At 60.9% G+C, this 16,265-nt stretch carries 14 protein-coding genes and 1 pseudogene; 5 read left to right on the top strand and 10 right to left on the bottom strand.

Going from position 1 to position 16,265, the window contains the following annotated elements; translation table 11 throughout:
* Positions 1-33: 33 nt before the first annotated feature.
* Complete coding sequence (locus ACM6IP_RS01270) at positions 34-1,518, bottom strand: NCS1 family nucleobase:cation symporter-1 (RefSeq protein WP_159995771.1); 1,485 nt, start codon at positions 1,516-1,518, stop codon at positions 34-36.
* Positions 1,519-2,151: 633 nt separating this feature from the next.
* Here ACM6IP_RS01270 and hydA point away from each other — a divergent pair.
* The 4 genes from hydA to ACM6IP_RS01250 all read left to right on the top strand — a co-directional run bounded on the left by hydA (position 2,152) and on the right by ACM6IP_RS01250 (position 7,493).
* Positions 2,152-3,591, top strand: coding sequence for a dihydropyrimidinase (gene hydA, locus ACM6IP_RS01265; RefSeq protein WP_414860766.1), 1,440 nt, complete (start codon positions 2,152-2,154; stop codon positions 3,589-3,591).
* A gap of 77 nt (positions 3,592-3,668) precedes the next feature.
* Complete coding sequence (locus tag ACM6IP_RS01260; protein WP_159995767.1) at positions 3,669-5,036, top strand: NAD(P)-dependent oxidoreductase; 1,368 nt, start codon at positions 3,669-3,671, stop codon at positions 5,034-5,036.
* The gene (preA, locus tag ACM6IP_RS01255) at positions 5,036-6,310 is read left to right on the top strand and encodes an NAD-dependent dihydropyrimidine dehydrogenase subunit PreA (RefSeq protein ID WP_095168849.1); all 1,275 of its coding nucleotides are present in this window, start codon (positions 5,036-5,038) and stop codon (positions 6,308-6,310) included. The genes ACM6IP_RS01260 and preA overlap by 1 nt, the downstream gene beginning before the upstream one ends.
* A 109-nt stretch (positions 6,311-6,419) precedes the next feature.
* The gene (locus tag ACM6IP_RS01250) at positions 6,420-7,493 is read left to right on the top strand and encodes an RHS repeat-associated core domain-containing protein (protein ID WP_414860765.1); all 1,074 of its coding nucleotides are present in this window, start codon (positions 6,420-6,422) and stop codon (positions 7,491-7,493) included.
* Positions 7,494-7,541: 48 nt separating this feature from the next.
* Here ACM6IP_RS01250 and ACM6IP_RS01245 read toward each other — a convergent pair.
* Positions 7,542-8,030 (bottom strand): annotated as a pseudogene (locus tag ACM6IP_RS01245) (TetR family transcriptional regulator C-terminal domain-containing protein); the annotation flags it as partial.
* A gap of 139 nt (positions 8,031-8,169) precedes the next feature.
* Here ACM6IP_RS01245 and ACM6IP_RS01240 point away from each other — a divergent pair.
* Positions 8,170-9,246 carry an RHS repeat-associated core domain-containing protein gene (locus ACM6IP_RS01240; RefSeq protein WP_414860764.1) on the top strand — a complete coding sequence of 359 codons (1,077 nt, stop codon included), beginning with the start codon at positions 8,170-8,172 and terminating at the stop codon, positions 9,244-9,246.
* Between the two features lie 14 nt (positions 9,247-9,260).
* Here ACM6IP_RS01240 and ACM6IP_RS01235 read toward each other — a convergent pair whose 3' ends face one another.
* From ACM6IP_RS01235 to pqqA, 8 genes are all read right to left on the bottom strand, one after another.
* A complete protein-coding gene (locus ACM6IP_RS01235) occupies positions 9,261-9,881 on the bottom strand; it encodes a TetR/AcrR family transcriptional regulator (RefSeq protein ID WP_159995763.1) in 621 nt (206 codons plus the stop codon).
* A gap of 90 nt (positions 9,882-9,971) precedes the next feature.
* Complete coding sequence (locus tag ACM6IP_RS01230; protein WP_095168853.1) at positions 9,972-11,699, bottom strand: NahK/ErcS family hybrid sensor histidine kinase/response regulator; 1,728 nt, start codon at positions 11,697-11,699, stop codon at positions 9,972-9,974.
* On the bottom strand, positions 11,683-12,846 hold the full coding sequence (ercA, locus tag ACM6IP_RS01225; protein ID WP_414860763.1) for an alcohol dehydrogenase-like regulatory protein ErcA: 1,164 nt from the start codon (positions 12,844-12,846) through the stop codon (positions 11,683-11,685). The genes ACM6IP_RS01230 and ercA overlap by 17 nt, the downstream gene beginning before the upstream one ends.
* A 109-nt stretch (positions 12,847-12,955) precedes the next feature.
* The gene (pqqE, locus tag ACM6IP_RS01220) at positions 12,956-14,098 is read right to left on the bottom strand and encodes a pyrroloquinoline quinone biosynthesis protein PqqE (RefSeq protein WP_414860762.1); all 1,143 of its coding nucleotides are present in this window, start codon (positions 14,096-14,098) and stop codon (positions 12,956-12,958) included.
* Positions 14,076-14,348, bottom strand: a complete 273-nt coding sequence (pqqD, locus tag ACM6IP_RS01215) for a pyrroloquinoline quinone biosynthesis peptide chaperone PqqD (RefSeq protein WP_095168856.1) — start codon at positions 14,346-14,348, stop codon at positions 14,076-14,078. The genes pqqE and pqqD overlap by 23 nt, the downstream gene beginning before the upstream one ends.
* On the bottom strand, positions 14,345-15,097 hold the full coding sequence (gene pqqC / locus ACM6IP_RS01210; protein WP_095168857.1) for a pyrroloquinoline-quinone synthase PqqC: 753 nt from the start codon (positions 15,095-15,097) through the stop codon (positions 14,345-14,347). The genes pqqD and pqqC overlap by 4 nt, the downstream gene beginning before the upstream one ends.
* A gap of 92 nt (positions 15,098-15,189) precedes the next feature.
* The gene (gene pqqB, locus ACM6IP_RS01205) at positions 15,190-16,104 is read right to left on the bottom strand and encodes a pyrroloquinoline quinone biosynthesis protein PqqB (protein WP_159995755.1); all 915 of its coding nucleotides are present in this window, start codon (positions 16,102-16,104) and stop codon (positions 15,190-15,192) included.
* 55 nt (positions 16,105-16,159) lie between these two features.
* Complete coding sequence (pqqA, locus tag ACM6IP_RS01200) at positions 16,160-16,231, bottom strand: pyrroloquinoline quinone precursor peptide PqqA (RefSeq protein WP_003253598.1); 72 nt, start codon at positions 16,229-16,231, stop codon at positions 16,160-16,162.
* Positions 16,232-16,265: the final 34 nt, after the last annotated feature.

The raw sequence follows: 16,265 nt of genomic DNA, 5'->3' as shown, positions 1-16,265 counted from the left end.
TGGGAGCGGGCTTGCCCGCGATGAGGCCTGCAGTCATACCGCCGATTTCGCAATGGAAGCGTCCGGCCGCATCGTGCACAACCCGTAGTAAATCAGGCCTCCCAGGGCCGAACCGGTGAACCAGCCGTAACTGTAGAACCAACTGAACGCATCGCTGCCCAGGGACAACAGGGTCAGCACCACCGGTACGCCGAACGCGATGAAACCGAACCAGTTCCACGCCGGGTACACGTCATCGCGGTACAGCCCCGCCAGGTCCAGTTGCTGTTTCTTGATCAGGAAATAGTCCACCACCATGATCCCGGCGATCGGTCCAAGCAAGCTCGAATAACCCAGCAGCCAGTTGGAATACACCGATTCCAGGCTGATCTCGGAGACAATCCAGCCCAGTTTTTTCAGCAGTTCATGGCCCATCAGGGCCAGGCCCACCAGCCCTGTGAGCATCACCGCCATGGTCCGGTTGATCAGCTTGGGCGCCAGGTTCTGGAAGTCATTGGTCGGCGACACAATGTTCGCCGCGGTGTTGGTGGACAAGGTGGCAATGATGATCAAGGCCATGGCCAGCGCGACCCAGAGCGGGCTCTGGATGTGACCGATGAGGGTCACCGGATCGGACACTGTCACCCCCACCAGTTTTTCCGAGGCGGCGGTCAGCACCACGCCCAGGGCGGCGAACAGGAACATGGTCAGCGGCAGGCCGATGATCTGCCCGACGATCTGGTCCTTCTGGCTTTTTGCGTAGCGGCTGAAATCCGGAATGTTCAACGACAGGGTGGCCCAGAAGCCGACCATGGCGGTCAAACCGGCGAAAAAGTAACTCCAGACGCTGGCGCCTTCCGGCCGTTTGGGTGGCTGCGCCATCAACTCGGTCAGGGAAACGTTCGGCATGGCCCACACCAGCAGCCCCAGCCCCACCAGCACCAACAGCGGCGCCGATAGGGTCTCCAACCATTTGATCGACTCGGCCCCGCGCAGCACCACCCACAGGTTCAGGGCCCAGAACACCATGAAGCCAATAACCTCGCCGGTGCCGCCGAGGGATTTCCAGCCCTCGAAGATCGAGCCCAGAAACAGATGGATTGCCAGCCCGCCGAACATGGTCTGGATACCGAACCAGCCACAAGCGACCAGGGCGCGGATCAGGCAGGGTACGTTGGAGCCGATCACCCCGAAGGAGGACCGCAGCAATACCGGGAACGGAATACCGTACTTGGTCCCGGCAAAGGCATTGAGGGTCAGCGGAATCAGGACGATGACGTTGGCCAGCAGGATCGCCAGCAGTGCTTCGCCGACGCTCAGGCCGAAGTACGCTGTCAGCACCCCGCCCAGGGTATAGGTCGGTACGCAGATCGACATGCCGACCCACAGCGCGGTGATGTGCCATTTGTTCCAAGTGCGCTCATGCACCTTGGTCGGGGCAATGTCGTGGTTGTACCTGGGGCTGTCGAGGACGTCACTGCCGGCGTCCAGTTCGTACAACCCGTCGCGCTCGGTGACCTGGGATCTGTTCTGTTGCATGGCCGCTCCACTGTTCTTTTGATTATTTTGCTCATCGGGCTGGCCAACGGAGTAACCGCGAGCCAAACGATGGCCGGAGAACTGACAACTTTTACCTTCCGACCAAGGTGTCAGCGGCGGCAATCAATAAGCGTGCCGCGAAGCGTGCCGCGGACGCTGCCAGGCTTCGGTGCGGATCAGTAAAATCCATGTAAACAACTGATATCTTTTCGTTTTTGTTTCAAAACCAGCCTGCCTGCGACAACTGACCTGCACACTCAGGCTGAATGCCAGGCAAGTTGTCCAACCCGTCAGGACTCATTCTGGTGCGTTATATTTATAGATGAATTTTTCCTTCGCAACAGGCTGACCTCAAATAGCTGATTTCACATGACAAATCTCGACCATATTGGGTTCCTGTCAAGTGCGTCAAAATGGTGAACGGTCGCACCAATATGCGGAATATAAGTTTTATCTGTTTATATTCAATGACTTAAGATAGTTATAAGCATATAAAAAATATTCTTGCTCATTCGCCTAACTCCAGCTAGCGTTTAATCCTGACAGCGCTGACAGGAATACAACTTCCTTAGCCTGCTACATATAAAACACTTAGAACCGGCACAAGCCGGTCTTGCCTGCGAGGAACTCGGAATGTCTCTGTTGATCCGTGGCGCCACTGTAATTACCCATGATGAAAGTTACCGCGCCGATGTCCTCTGCGCCGACGGCTTGATCAAAGCCATCGGTAACAATCTGGAAATTCCCGCAGGCTGCGAAGTGCTCGATGGAAGCGGCCAGTACCTGATGCCCGGCGGCATCGACCCCCATACCCACATGCAACTGCCCTTCATGGGCACAGTCGCCAGCGAGGACTTCTACAGCGGCACCGCTGCGGGCCTTGCCGGCGGCACCACCTCGATCATCGACTTCGTGATCCCCAACCCCCAGCAGTCCCTGCTCGAAGCTTTTCAGCAGTGGCGCGGCTGGGCCGAGAAGTCCGCCGCCGACTACGGCTTTCATGTCGCCATCACCTGGTGGAGCGAGCAGGTCCGCGAGGAAATGGCCGAATTGGTCAGCCAGCACGGGGTCAACAGCTTCAAGCACTTCATGGCCTACAAGAACGCCATCATGGCGGCCGACGACACCCTGGTCGCCAGTTTCGAACGCTGCCTGGAACTCGGGGCCGTGCCCACCGTACATGCGGAGAACGGCGAACTGGTCTATCACCTGCAACGCAAGTTGATGGCCCAGGGCATGACCGGGCCGGAAGCACACCCGCTGTCGCGGCCGTCACAGGTCGAGGGCGAGGCGGCAAGCCGGGCGATCCGCATCGCCGAAACCCTCGGCACGCCGCTGTACCTGGTGCACGTATCGACCAAGGAAGCCCTGGACGAAATCACCTACGCCCGCAGCAAGGGGCAACCGGTCTACGGTGAAGTGCTGGCCGGGCACCTGCTGCTGGATGACAGCGTCTACCAGCACCCGGACTGGCACACCGCCGCCGGTTACGTGATGAGCCCGCCCTTCCGTCCCCGCGGCCACCAGGAGGCACTCTGGCACGGCCTGCAATCGGGCAACCTGCACACCACCGCCACCGATCACTGCTGTTTCTGCGCCGATCAGAAAGCCGCCGGTCGCGACGACTTCAGCAAGATTCCCAATGGCACGGCCGGCATCGAAGACCGCATGGCGGTGCTCTGGGATGAAGGGGTCAACAGCGGGCGCCTGTCGATGCAGGAATTCGTCGCGCTGACCTCCACCAACACCGCGAAGATCTTCAACCTCTACCCGCGCAAGGGCGCGATCCGCGTAGGCGCCGATGCCGACCTGGTGCTGTGGGATCCACAGGGCACTCGCACGATCTCGGCCAAGACCCATCACCAGCAAGTCGACTTCAACATCTTCGAAGGCAAGACCGTGCGCGGCATTCCCAGCCATACCATCAGCCAGGGCCGGCTGGTCTGGGCCGATGGCGACCTGCGGGCCGAACGGGGTGCCGGGCGCTACATCGAACGCCCGGCCTACCCGGCGGTGTTCGACCTGTTGAGCAAGCGCGCCGAACTGCGCAAGCCGGTGGCGGTGAAACGCTGAGATCCGGGCCCACACAGGCCATACAAAAACCAATGCCCGCCAGAGGCAAACCCTCAAATAACCGTGAGGCCTAGACCGTGATCAATTCCCTGAACCACTTGCCCCATCCCCTTGAGGATGGCGCTACCCTCGCCGGCCACTTCAGCGACCTGGCCCCGCCCCTCACTGCGCGCCAGGCCGAAGTCGAAGCCTCGCGTTGCCTGTATTGCTACGACGCGCCCTGCGTCAACGCCTGCCCCAGCGAGATCGACATTCCCTCCTTCATCCGTAACATCCACCAGGACAACGTCCAGGGCGCCGCGCAGAAAATCCTCTCGGCGAACATTCTCGGCGGCAGCTGTGCCCGGGTCTGTCCGACGGAAATCCTCTGCCAGCACGCCTGCGTGCGCAACAACGCCGAGGAATGCGCGCCAGTGTTGATCGGCCTACTGCAACGCTATGCCATCGACAACGCGCACTTTCGCGAGCATCCGTTCCAGCGCGCCGCCGCCACCGGCAAGCGCATTGCCGTAGTCGGCGCCGGCCCCGCCGGGTTGTCCTGCGCACACCGCAGTGCCATGCACGGCCATGAAGTGGTGATCTTCGAAGCCCGGGAAAAAGCCGGTGGACTCAATGAATACGGGATCGCCAAGTACAAGCTGGTGGATGACTTCGCCCAGCACGAACTGGATTTCCTCCTGCAAATCGGCGGCATCGAAATCCGCCACGGGCACAAGCTCGGCGACAACCTGAGCCTCAGCGACCTGCACCAACAGTTCGACGCAGTGTTCCTCGGGCTCGGCCTGGCCGCCAGCAAACAACTGGGCCTGCCCCACGAAGACGCACCGGGCCTGCTGGCCGCCACCGACTACATCCGCGAACTGCGCCAGAGCGATGACCTCAGCCAACTGCCCCTGGCCGAGCATTGCATCGTCCTCGGCGCTGGCAACACAGCCATCGACATGGCCGTGCAAATGGCTCGCCTGGGGGCCCGTGACGTCAACCTGGTGTACCGCCGGGGCCTGGAGGAGATGGGCGCGACCGACCACGAGCAAGACATCGCCAAGGCCAATCAGGTGCGGCTGATGACCTGGGCCCAACCCGAGGAAGTCTTGCTCGACGCTAAAGGCCAGGTGCGCGGCATGCGCTTCGCCCGCACCCGCCTGGATGAGGGGCGGTTGGTCAACACCGGCGAGACCTTCGAACTGGCCGCCGATGCGATCTTCAAGGCCATCGGCCAGAGCTTCGACGAGCACGCCCTGAGCGATCCGCTGGCCTGCCAACTGCAGCGCCAGGGCGGGCGAATCCAGGTGGACGAGCAGATGCGCACCAGTATTCCCGGGGTCTATGCCGGCGGCGATTGCACCAGCCTCGACCAGGACCTGACCGTGCAAGCGGTGCAGCACGGCAAGCTCGCCGCGCACGCCATGCATGCCCAACTCATGCTCAACGTGGAGGCTGCGTAATGGCCGATCTCTCGATTGTCTTCGCCGGCATCAAGGCCCCCAACCCGTTCTGGTTGGCCTCCGCACCGCCCACCGACAAGGCCTACAACGTGGTCCGGGCCTTCGAGGCCGGCTGGGGCGGCGTGGTCTGGAAAACCCTGGGCGAGGACCCGGCGGCGGTCAACGTCTCGTCCCGCTATTCCGCGCACTTTGGCGCCAACCGTGAAGTCATGGGCATCAACAACATCGAGCTGATCACCGACCGCTCGCTGGAGATCAACCTGCGGGAAATCACCCAGGTCAAGAAAGACTGGCCGGATCGCGCCCTGATCGTCTCGCTGATGGTGCCCTGCGTCGAAGAGTCGTGGAAACACATCCTGCCGCTGGTGGAAGCCACCGGCGCCGACGGCATCGAGCTGAACTTCGGCTGCCCCCACGGCATGCCGGAGCGCGGCATGGGCGCGGCAGTGGGCCAGGTGCCGGAATACGTCGAGCAAGTCACCCGCTGGTGCAAGACCTATTGCTCGTTGCCGGTGATCGTCAAGCTCACGCCGAACATCACCGACATCCGCGTCGCCGCCCGTGCAGCCCATCGTGGCGGGGCCGATGCGGTGTCGCTGATCAATACCATCAACTCAATCACCAGCGTCGACCTCGACCGCATGGTCGCCCTGCCCATGGTTGGCACCCAGAGTACCCACGGAGGTTACTGCGGTTCGGCAGTCAAGCCGATTGCCTTGAACATGGTCGCCGAAATCGCCCGCGACCCGCAGACCCAGGGCCTGCCGATCTGCGGTATCGGTGGCATCGGCAGTTGGCGCGACGCCGCCGAATTCCTCGCCCTGGGCAGCGGCGCAGTGCAAGTGTGCACCGCAGCGATGCTGCATGGTTTTCGGATCGTCGAGGACATGAAGGACGGCCTGTCGCGCTGGATGGACAGCCAAGGTTACGCCAGCGTGCAGGACTTCGCCGGGCGCGCGGTGGGCAACACCACCGACTGGAAGTACCTGGACATCAACTACCAGGTGATCGCCCGGATCGACCAGCAAGCCTGCATCGGTTGCGGACGCTGCCACATCGCCTGCGAAGATACCTCGCACCAAGCCGTGGCCAGCCTCAAGCAGGCCGACGGCAGCCACAAGTACCAGGTGATCGACGACGAATGCGTGGGCTGCAACCTGTGCCAGATCACCTGCCCGGTGCAGGACTGCATCGAGATGGTGGCGGTCGATAACGGCAAACCCTTCCTCGACTGGAACCACGATCCGAGGAACCCCTACCACGTTGCGGGGTGAAATCAGCGGGAGATTGTCACCCCCACGACCTAGCAGATCTGCTAGTAGACAACACTGAAGAAAAATCGGAGGCTCAGACAAGCCCAACCAGCCACAGAGCCCCCTGCCCATGGCCCCTTCATCATTGACGATACTGGCCCGGTATCAATACGACCCACTGGACCGTCTCATGGGCGTGGGACTCCTGGAACGCGCGAGCACGCGACGCTTCTATCAGGAGAACTATCTGGTGACCGAGCTGGACGGCCAGGGACAACGTTCGATCGTTCGCCATGCAGCCCAGCCGTTGGCACAGCGACAAAGCATGGCCGGTGTCAGCGAGACAACGCTATTGGTAACCGATCGAGCACATTCGCTGCTGCTGACCTTGACCGGCAACAACCCGCAGCAACTGGCCTACACGGCCTACGGACACCATCCGGCCGAAAGCGCTTTAAGCCATTTGCTCGGCTTCAACGGGGAGTGTCCGGACTCAATAACCGGACACTATTTACTGGGACAGGGCAAGCGTGCCTTTAATCCGGTATTGATGCGGTTCAATAGCCCGGATGAGTTAAGCCCTTTCGAAGAGGGCGGACTTAACCCGTATGTTTATTGTGCCGGCGACCCTATCAACTTCAGCGACCCGACTGGCAATGTGAAGCTCCGTATCGTAACGGAACTCCACAATCGAAGTCAGCAGGCATTTGCGGCAAGAGCCCCGGTTCTCCCCCCAAGAACAATCCCGACCCTGAATGATCTACTGGACGCACCTATAACCTCTACAGCGAGCCGTGCTCAATCAACTGCATCACTGAACATACCGAGCACGAACAGCCATTCTCGGCTACAGAGTGAGGAGTTTACACACGAACTTCCTGTCACAAAAACCAATAAACGCAAAGAAAAAGCGCCATACTCCAAAAGTGGTCTTAGGGGTAGGACGCTTACCAGTAGCGCAAAAAAATATGACAAGTACAAACAAGAAAAAACGCCGAAGTTTAAAACATGGGCCACTGAACAGCAACAAAAAAAATGGGATGAACTGACCAGCACGATATCAGACCTTACCCGTCAAAAAGTGCCAATCGCCGAACTCGGGGGACTTAACGCCGACCTTCGACGTACCGCGATGCAAATAAAACAGCACAGCGTCGATATTTTTGAACAACAGGCTAGCGCCCAACAAATCAGGAAAAAATAACTTATCCGTGCGCTACGGTTACTACGCCTCACAACCTCAGCGCACAGCTCAAGGCTCCAACCCAATCCCCCGCAAGATCACACTCGTCACCGTTTGTACCTCCTTCTCGAACTGCATGTCCGACAGCGGCTGGTGCTCGTTGAGAATGTTCACTTGGTGGTCGAAGTCGGCGTAGTGCTGGGTCGAGGCCCAGATCATGTACAGCAGGCTGGAAGGCTCGACCGGGAGGATGCGTTGGTCGTCGACCCACTGGCGGATTTTGGCTTCCTTCATCTTGGCCCAGTCGTACAGGCTGGCGTCCAGCGCCTGGCCCAGGGTCGGTGCGCCGTGGATGATTTCATTGGCCCAGACTTTCGAGCCATAGGGTCGGCTGCGCGAATGGTTCATCTTGGCGCGAATGTAGCTGCTCAGGACCACCCGTGGATCGTCGAACATCTCGAAGCACAGCGCGTCCTGCTTCCACACTTCCAGCAAGTCGAAGAGCACCGCGCTGTAGAGTTCGGTCTTGGTGCTGAAGTAGTAATGCAGGTTGGAGCGACGCCGCCGAATTCCTGGTATCCCACAAACCTCAAGCGTAATTGAGCGTCCCCACGAACTAGCAGATCTGCTAGCTAGACAACACTGAAGAAGTATCACAGGCTCAGACAAGCCCAACCAGCCACAGAGCCCCCTGCCCATGGCCCCTTCATCATTGACGATACTGGCCCGGTATCAATACGACCCACTGGACCGTCTCATGGGCGTGGGACTCCTGGAACGCGCGAGCACGCGACGCTTCTATCAGGAGAACTATCTGGTGACCGAGCTGGACGGCCAGGGGCAACGATCGATCGTTCGCCATGCAGCCCAGCCGTTGGCACAGCGACAAAGCATGGCCGGTGTCAGCGAGACAACGCTATTGGTAACCGATCGAGCACATTCGCTGCTGCTGACCTTGACCGGTGCCTTCTTGCAACACCTGAGTTACACCGGCTACGGGCACGCGCCGGTCGAGAGTGGATTGAGTCGTTTGCTGGGGTTCAATGGCGGGTGCCCGGATCGAATCACCGGGCACTATTTACTGGGAAAAGGCAAGCGCGCCTTTAATCCGGCATTGATGCGGTTCAATAGCCCGGATGAATTAAGCCCTTTCGAAGAAGGGGGACTTAATGCATATGCTTATTGTGCCGGTGATCCTATCAACTATTACGATCCAACCGGCAATGCGCGGTTCCATGTATTAATTATGGGCATGAACCCAACACGTGATTCGGTAATAGTGCGCAACCCAATGTACAATGTAAAAAAAACCACTGCCACAACAGCCAGTCTCAGCGCTCCACAGCACATCAACGCACCAACCGGACCTTCAACCCAACAACCAGGACCCAGCAATTCCAGCGTGATCGCCCAGCCCATTAACGTTCCTCACCCGCTTCCTGCCGCCACCAATAAGTGGATAACTTCACGCTACACTAAAAACATCAACAACAGCAACAGCAACAAAAAATTTACATCAAAACTAAAAACTAACGTAGATAAATACGATCAGCACATAAAAGATAAAACACCAAACTTCACAACCATAGCCAGCGATTACCAGAGCACCCAATGGAGTGCGTTGAATACAAAACTAGACTCAACGCACAAACAAAAAAAACCTCTTACCCATCAGAAAATAATTCGTAAACTAGAAGACCTAGCGGCCAGAATAAAGACCGACAGCGTTAATATCTATGAAACCCGGAACAACATCAGGCATAGCGTGTCATAACCACAACGTACCCCTCAAGGCTCCAACCCAATCCCCCGCAAGATCACACTCGTCACCGTCTGCACCGCCCGCTCGAACTGCATGTCCGACAGCGGCTGGTGCTCGTTGAGAATGTTCACCTGGTGATCGAAGTCAGCGTAGTGCTGGGTCGAGGCCCAGATCATGTACAGCAGGCTGGAAGGCTCGACCGGGAGGATGCGTTGGTCGTCGACCCACTGGCGGATTTTGGCTTCCTTCATCTTGGCCCAGTCGTACAGGCTGGCGTCCAGTGCCTGGCCCAGGGTCGGTGCGCCGTGGATGATTTCATTGGCCCAGACTTTCGAGCCATAGGGTCGGCTGCGCGAATGGTTCATCTTGGCGCGAATGTAGCTGCTCAGGACCACCCGCGGATCGTCGAACATCTCGAAGCACAGCGCGTCCTGCTTCCACACTTCCAGCAAGTCGAAGAGCACCGCGCTGTAGAGTTCGGTCTTGGTGCTGAAGTAGTAATGCAGGTTGGAGCGTGGCAGTTGCACTTCCCTGGCGATGTCCGCCATCGCGGTGCTGCCAAAGCCTTTTTCGGCGAAGACTTTTTCCGCGGCCAGGAGGATTTTCTCGACGTTGCTGCGACGGATCTCGATCTTGTGATTGCCCATGGGGGCTCCCTGTCAGCGGCATTGTCCAAGACTAGCATTGGCGACACACGAAACGAAACGTGTACGCCCAGGGCCACCAATGATTACCGCTCAACCCAGCAACTGGCTCAACACCGCGCGCAACTTGCCGGGTTTCACCGGTTTGTTCAGCAGCGGCGCATCGAGTTTCTGCAAGGATTGCCGGCATTGGTCAGTGCGGTCGGCGGTGATGATCACTGCCGGGATCACCTGCTGGAAATGCTCGCGCAAATGCCGCACCACCTCACAGCCCACTACCCCGTGGTCCAGGTGATAGTCCGCCAGAATCAACTCCGGAGCCTGGCCCATCAAGTTGCTCAGGGCCGAGCTTTCATCGGTGGCCGTGACCACCTCGCAGCCCCACTGCCCGAGCAACGCACTCATGCTTTGCAGGATGCTCACTTCGTTGTCCAGCACCAGCAGCCGTCGGCCCGGCAGCGGATTGCCGGTGCCCGCCTGGGGCACCGCGAGACTGATGGGCAGAGGGATGTCGTCGGAAATCGGCACATCGATGCTGAACATCGAACCGCGTCCTGGCAAGGAATGCACCTGGACCCGGTAATCGAGGATCTTGGCGATCCGCTCGACGATCGCCAGCCCAAGGCCGACGCCCTTGCGGTCGGCCGCGCGGCCGACATCCAGTTGATTGAATTCGAGGAAGATCGATTCCAGGCGATCTGCCGCAATCCCACGCCCGGTATCCCAGACTTCCAGGCGCAACAGTGCGCCCCGTCGGCGAGCGGCCAGCAGGATGCTGCCCTGCTCGGTGTAGCGGCAGGCGTTGCTGAGGAAGTTGCGCAGGATGCGGGTCATCAGTCGCAGGTCGGTACGGATCCCGAAGTCACCCATGCGCACCCGCAAATTCAGCCCGGCGGCTTCAGCCACCGACTGGAACTCCGAGACCAGCGGGCCGAGCAATTCGTCGAGCCGATACAGGGCGACGTCCGGTTTTACCGCTGCCTGATCCAGGCGCGAGATATCCAGCAAGTCAGTGAGCAAATCCTCGGCCCCTTCCAGGGCCTGGTGAGTGCGCTCCACCAACACCTGCTCGACCTCGGGCAGATGACGCTCGCGCAGGGTCGAAACCAGCAGCCGCGCGGCGTTTAGCGGTTGCAGCAGGTCGTGACTGGCCGCGGCCAGGTACTTGTCCTTGCTGTGGTTGGCGGCCTGGGCGGCATCCCGGGCATCACGCAGGGCTTGCTCGATCTGCTCGCGCTCGGCGATCTGCTGTTGCAGGTTGCGGTTGGCCTCGAGCAATTCGTCGGTGCGTGCGGTGACCCGTTGCTCCAGTTGATCATTGAGCTGTTGCAGGCGCTCCTGGGCCAGCTTGCGTTCGGTGATGTCGGCGACAAACCCTTCCACCAAGCCCTCCTGATCGGGCTTGAGCAACAGGTTCATCAGCACGTCCAGTGCGCTGCCGTCCTTGCGCCGCAGTTGGGTTTCGTAGCCCAGCAGGCTGCGCTCGCGCTGCAGGATCTCGCGGATCTGCTCCAGCTCGCGGGCACCGCCGACAAACAGCGTGTCGGCCAGGTCCGTCAGGGAGAACAGGACATCCTGCGGGTCTGTGTAGCCGAGCATCCGCGCCAGCGCCGGGTTGGCCGCACGCATGCCTTCCAGCAAGCTGGCCTGGAACACCCCGTGCACGGCGTTTTCGAACAGCCACTTGTAGCGATTGCGCTCGGCTTCCAGCTCTTGCAGGCGCGCCGCCAGTTCCGGGTAATGACTCTTGCGGGCCGAGTGGTTGCCCAGCCCCAGCAGCCCGGCCAGCGCCTGTTGCTGCTGCTCAGAGGGCTTCGCCATAGACGACCTCGACATCCCGCTGACTGGACTCGCGCGGATTGGTGAGGATGCACGGGTCATCCATCGCGTGTTGCGAGAGAAACGGGATGTCCGCCGTACTGACCCCATGCAGGCCCAGGGTTTCGTGGAAACCGATGGCGTGCTTGAGCGCGATCAGGTGCTCCACCAGGCGCCCGCAGATCTGCCGGTGATTGAGGCCACGGCAGTCAATGCCAAAGGTCTCGGCGATCACCTTGAAGCGCTCCGGCGCCGAGCTGTAGTTGAACGCCACCACGTGCTCCACCAGCACCGCGTTGCACAGCCCGTGCGGCAGGTCGAGAAAGCCGCCGAGGCTGTGGGACATGGCATGCACCGCGCCGAGGATCGCATTGGAGAACGCCAGCCCGGCCTGCATGCTGCCGAGCATGATTTTTTCCCGCAGGGCGATATCCGCCGGGTTGGCGATCATCTGCACCAGGTTGCCGTTGATCAGCCGCATCGCTTCCAGGGCGTGGGGGTCGGTCAGCGGCCCGTGCCCGGTGGACACGAAGGCTTCGATGGCATGCACCAACGCGTCAATGCCAGTACAGGCCGACAGGAACGGGTCCATGCTCAGGGTGGTTTCCGGGTCGATCAGCGACACGTCAGGCACCACCGCCTTGCTGACGATGGAAAACTTCATGCGCTCCTGCTGGTTGGAAATGATCACGAACTGCGACACGTCCGCCGAGGTGCCGGCAGTGGTCGGGATCAGGATCAGCGGCGGGCTGGGGACACGAATGGTGTCCACGCCTTCGAACTCGAGAATGCTGCGGCCGTGGGCGACCACAATGCCAATGCCTTTGCCGCAGTCCATCGGGCTGCCGCCACCGACCGCGACAATCACGTCGCAGTGATTTTCCCGGTACAGCTCGGCGCCGAGCATGACTTCTTCGACCCGCGGATTGGGCGACACGTCGCTGTAGAGGAAATACTCGATGCCCTGGGCCTGAAGGCTGGCCTCGACATCGGCCACCCAGCCGGCGGCAATCACCCCCGGGTCGCTGACCACCAGTACCTTGCGGGCACCAAAGGTCTTCGCATAGTTGCCGACGTTGTGCCGGCAACCGGCACCGAAGATGATTTCAGGGGAAACGAACTTACGCAGTTGGCTGAGACTCTGGCTCATTGGAAAGCCTGTTTTTTATTGTTTTGAAAGGTAACAGCCACACTAACCGATCCGGTGGTGAATGCAATCAGACCATTGGGTACCCCCAGAGCGAACCAGATCTGACTATCTATCCGCGATAAATCAACCGCGAAGCCTTTTCGTTGCGCAGCGTCAGCGCCTCCATGCCCGGCCCGGGTGCCTCGGCTTCTTCCCGGGCCTTGAGGATCACCCCGTGGTGCGCCGACTTGCTGCACACCGGATCAGCATTGGCGGCGTCGCCGGTGAGCATGAACGCCTGGCAACGACAGCCGCCCAGGTCCTTGTGCTTTTCATCGCAAGAGCGACACGGCTCCTTCATCCAGGCATCACCGCGAAAACGGTTGAAGCCGAACGAGTCATTCCAGATGTGCTCGATGCTGTGCTCGCGCACATTGGGGAACGCCACGGGCAACTGCCGGGCGCTGTGACACGGCAGCGCGGTGCCGTCGGGGGTGATGTCGAGAAACAGGTTGGCCCAGCCGTTCATGCAGGTCTTGGGACGCTCCTCGTAGTAGTCCGGGGTGACGAAAATCAGTTTGCACGGATGGCCTTGCGCCTCAAGCCGCTTGCGGTACTCCTGGGTGATCGCCTCGGCGCGCTGCAACTGGTCGCGGGTCGGCAGCAGGCCCACCCGGTTGAGTTCGGCCCAGCCGTAGAACTGACAGGTGGCCAGCTCGACAAAGTCGGCCTCCAGTTCCAGGCACAGCTCGATGATCTGCTCGATGCGGTCGATGTTGTGCCGGTGCGTGACAAAATTCAGCACCATCGGGTAACCCTGGGCCTTGACTGCCCGGGCCATCGCCAGTTTTTGCGCGAAGGCTTTGCGCGAGCCGGCGAGCATGTTGTTCACCGCTTCGTCGGCCGCCTGGAAGCTGATCTGGATATGGTCCAGCCCGGCCACTTTGAAATCCCGCACTTTCTGTTCGGTCAGGCCAATGCCCGAGGTGATCAGGTTGGTGTAATAGCCCATGTCCCGAGCGGCCTTGATCAGCTCGGCGAGGTCCTGGCGCACCAGCGGCTCGCCACCGGAAAAGCCCAGTTGCGCGGCGCCCATGTCGCGGGCCTCGCGGAATACCCGAATCCACTCGGCGGTACTCAGTTCCTCGCCGTGCCGGGCAAAATCCAGCGGGTTGGAGCAATAGGGGCATTGCAACGGGCAGCGATAGGTCAGCTCCGCCAGCAACCACAGCGGTGGACCGGGTGGCGTTTCACTCAATCCAGAATTGCGCATGGGCCACCTCCAGGAACGCCAGGACATCCTCGTCGATCCCCGGCACCCCGGGGAAACTGGCGCTCAGTTGAGTAATGATCGCCGCCACACTGCGTTGGCCGTCCACCAGGCTGAGGATCTGCCCGGCGCTGGTATTGAGCTTGATCATGCCCTCGGGGTACAGCAGCACGTGACAGTCCTGGCGCGGTTCCCATTGCAGGCGAAAACCACGGCGCAGCACGGGTGCCTGTTCGTGTTTGATCAGGTTCACAGGGCGATCCCCCGGTGCCAGACATTGGCGCTGGTCACCGTGTGGTACGGCGGGCGCTCCAGTTCGTAGGCCAGGCTCATGGCATCGAGCATGCTCCACAGCACATCGAGCTTGAACTGGAGGATGTCGAGCATGCGTTGCTGGCCGGCGGCGGTGACGTAATGCGCCAAGGTAATCTGCAGCCCATGCTCGACGTCGCGACGGGCCTGCCCCAGGCGCGTGCGGAAATACTGGTAGCCGGCCGGGTCGATCCAGGGGTAATGCTGGGGCCAGGCGTCCAGGCGCGACTGGTGGATCTGCGGGGCGAACAGCTCGGTCAGCGAACTGCTCGCTGCCTCCTGCCAGCAGGCGCGCCGGGCGAAATTGACGTAGGCATCCACGGCAAACCGCACCCCCGGCAGCACCAACTCCTGGGACAGCACTTGTTCGCGGGTCAGCCCGACGGCTTCGCCGAGGCGCAACCAGGCCTCGATCCCGCCTTCGCTGCCCGGCGCGCCGTCGTGATCGAGCAAGCGTTGCAGCCACTGCCGCCGCACCTCGCGGTCCGGACAATTGGCCAGGATCGCTGCGTCCTTCAGCGGGATGTTCAACTGGTAGTAGAACCGATTGGCGACCCAGCCCTGGATCTGCTGGCGAGTGGCACGCCCGGCGTACATGGTTTGGTGGAACGGGTGATGGATGTGGTAATAGGCGCCCTTGGCACGTAGGGCGGCTTCGAATTCGCTGGGGGTCATTGGCTGGTCAATCATTGTGCTTCTCCTGGCGGTTCGGTGAGGTCTGGGGGGCATCGCGGGCACGCCCGCTCCCACAAGGGTCCGAGGCAGCCTGCTGGCGAAAGGCCCTACAGGTCGATGTGCATGCCGTCATAGGCCACTTCGATCCCGCGCCGCTCAAGCTCCGCCCGCTCGGCCGAGTCCGGGTCGAGGATCGGGTTGGTGTTGTTGATGTGGATCAACACCTTGCGCTGGCGTGGAAAGCCCTCCAGCACCTCAAGCATGCCGCCCGGGCCGCTTTGCGCCAGGTGCCCCATCTCGCGGCCCAGGCTCTGGCCGACTTCGCACAGGCGCATCTCGTCGTCGCGCCACAGCGTGCCATCGAGCAACAGGCAATCGGCGCGCTGCATCCAGCCGAGCAATTCGTCGTCGACCTGGCCCAGGCCCGGGGCATAGAACAACGACGCACCGCTGCGCCGGTCCTCGATGAACAGACCGATGGTGTCACCCGGCTGCGGGTTGCCACGATTCGGCGAATACGGTGGTGCGTTGCTGACCAACGGGATGGCCCGGAACTCAAGGTGCGCGCAAGCAGCGATGCTGAACGGCGCGCGGTCCAGGCCGATGGGTGACCACTGCAGGCCGCCGTTCCAGTGGGCCAGCATGTCAAACAAGGGAAACCCGCTGCTCAGGTCCTGATGAACCCGTTCGGTGCACCACACGGTGTGCGGACAGCCTTCGCGCAGGCTCAACAGGCCGGTGCAGTGGTCGATCTGGCTGTCCATCAGGATGATTCCGTTAATCGCCGTATCCCGCAGCCGGCGCGCCGGTTGCAGCGCGGGGAAACTTTCCAGCTGCGCGCGAATGTCTGGCGAAGCGTTGCACAGCACCCAGTCCACAGCGTTGTCACTCAGGGCAATCGAGGACTGCGTACGCCGTTGCGCACGCAGGCTGCCCGCGCGCACGCCAGCGCACTGGCGGCAATTGCAGTTCCACTGCGGAAAACCGCCACCGGCGGCGGAACCGAGGACACGGATGTGCATGGGCATTGCTCCAGAAGGCAGGCCCGGCCAACGCAGTAGCTGGCCGGGTGGACAATCAACGGTTGGCGAAATACATCGTCACTTCGAAGCCAATGCGCAGATCGGTAAACGCGGGTTTAGTCCACATGGGTCATTCCTCTTCTTGTGCCGGGCGATTCCGG

The sequence above is a fragment of the Pseudomonas sp. IT-P176 genome (genome assembly GCF_949767245.1).
In the GTDB taxonomy this organism is placed as follows: Bacteria; Pseudomonadota; Gammaproteobacteria; order Pseudomonadales; family Pseudomonadaceae; genus Aquipseudomonas.
This window is presented reverse-complemented; position numbering and strand designations above follow the sequence as displayed.

What these genes read in the sequence shown, in the direction of transcription:
- ACM6IP_RS01270 (WP_159995771.1), bottom strand. Translation starts at nt 1,518, where the DNA reads ATGCAACAGAACAGATCCCAGGTCACCGAGCGCGACGGGTTGTACGAA.
- hydA (WP_414860766.1), top strand. Translation starts at nt 2,152, where the DNA reads ATGTCTCTGTTGATCCGTGGCGCCACTGTAATTACCCATGATGAAAGT.
- preA (WP_095168849.1), top strand. Translation starts at nt 5,036, where the DNA reads ATGGCCGATCTCTCGATTGTCTTCGCCGGCATCAAGGCCCCCAACCCG.
- ACM6IP_RS01250 (WP_414860765.1), top strand. Translation starts at nt 6,420, where the DNA reads ATGGCCCCTTCATCATTGACGATACTGGCCCGGTATCAATACGACCCA.
- ACM6IP_RS01240 (WP_414860764.1), top strand. Translation starts at nt 8,170, where the DNA reads ATGGCCCCTTCATCATTGACGATACTGGCCCGGTATCAATACGACCCA.
- ACM6IP_RS01235 (WP_159995763.1), bottom strand. Translation starts at nt 9,881, where the DNA reads ATGGGCAATCACAAGATCGAGATCCGTCGCAGCAACGTCGAGAAAATC.
- ACM6IP_RS01230 (WP_095168853.1), bottom strand. Translation starts at nt 11,699, where the DNA reads ATGGCGAAGCCCTCTGAGCAGCAGCAACAGGCGCTGGCCGGGCTGCTG.
- ercA (WP_414860763.1), bottom strand. Translation starts at nt 12,846, where the DNA reads ATGAGCCAGAGTCTCAGCCAACTGCGTAAGTTCGTTTCCCCTGAAATC.
- pqqE (WP_414860762.1), bottom strand. Translation starts at nt 14,098, where the DNA reads ATGCGCAATTCTGGATTGAGTGAAACGCCACCCGGTCCACCGCTGTGG.
- pqqC (WP_095168857.1), bottom strand. Translation starts at nt 15,097, where the DNA reads ATGATTGACCAGCCAATGACCCCCAGCGAATTCGAAGCCGCCCTACGT.
- pqqB (WP_159995755.1), bottom strand. Translation starts at nt 16,104, where the DNA reads ATGCACATCCGTGTCCTCGGTTCCGCCGCCGGTGGCGGTTTTCCGCAG.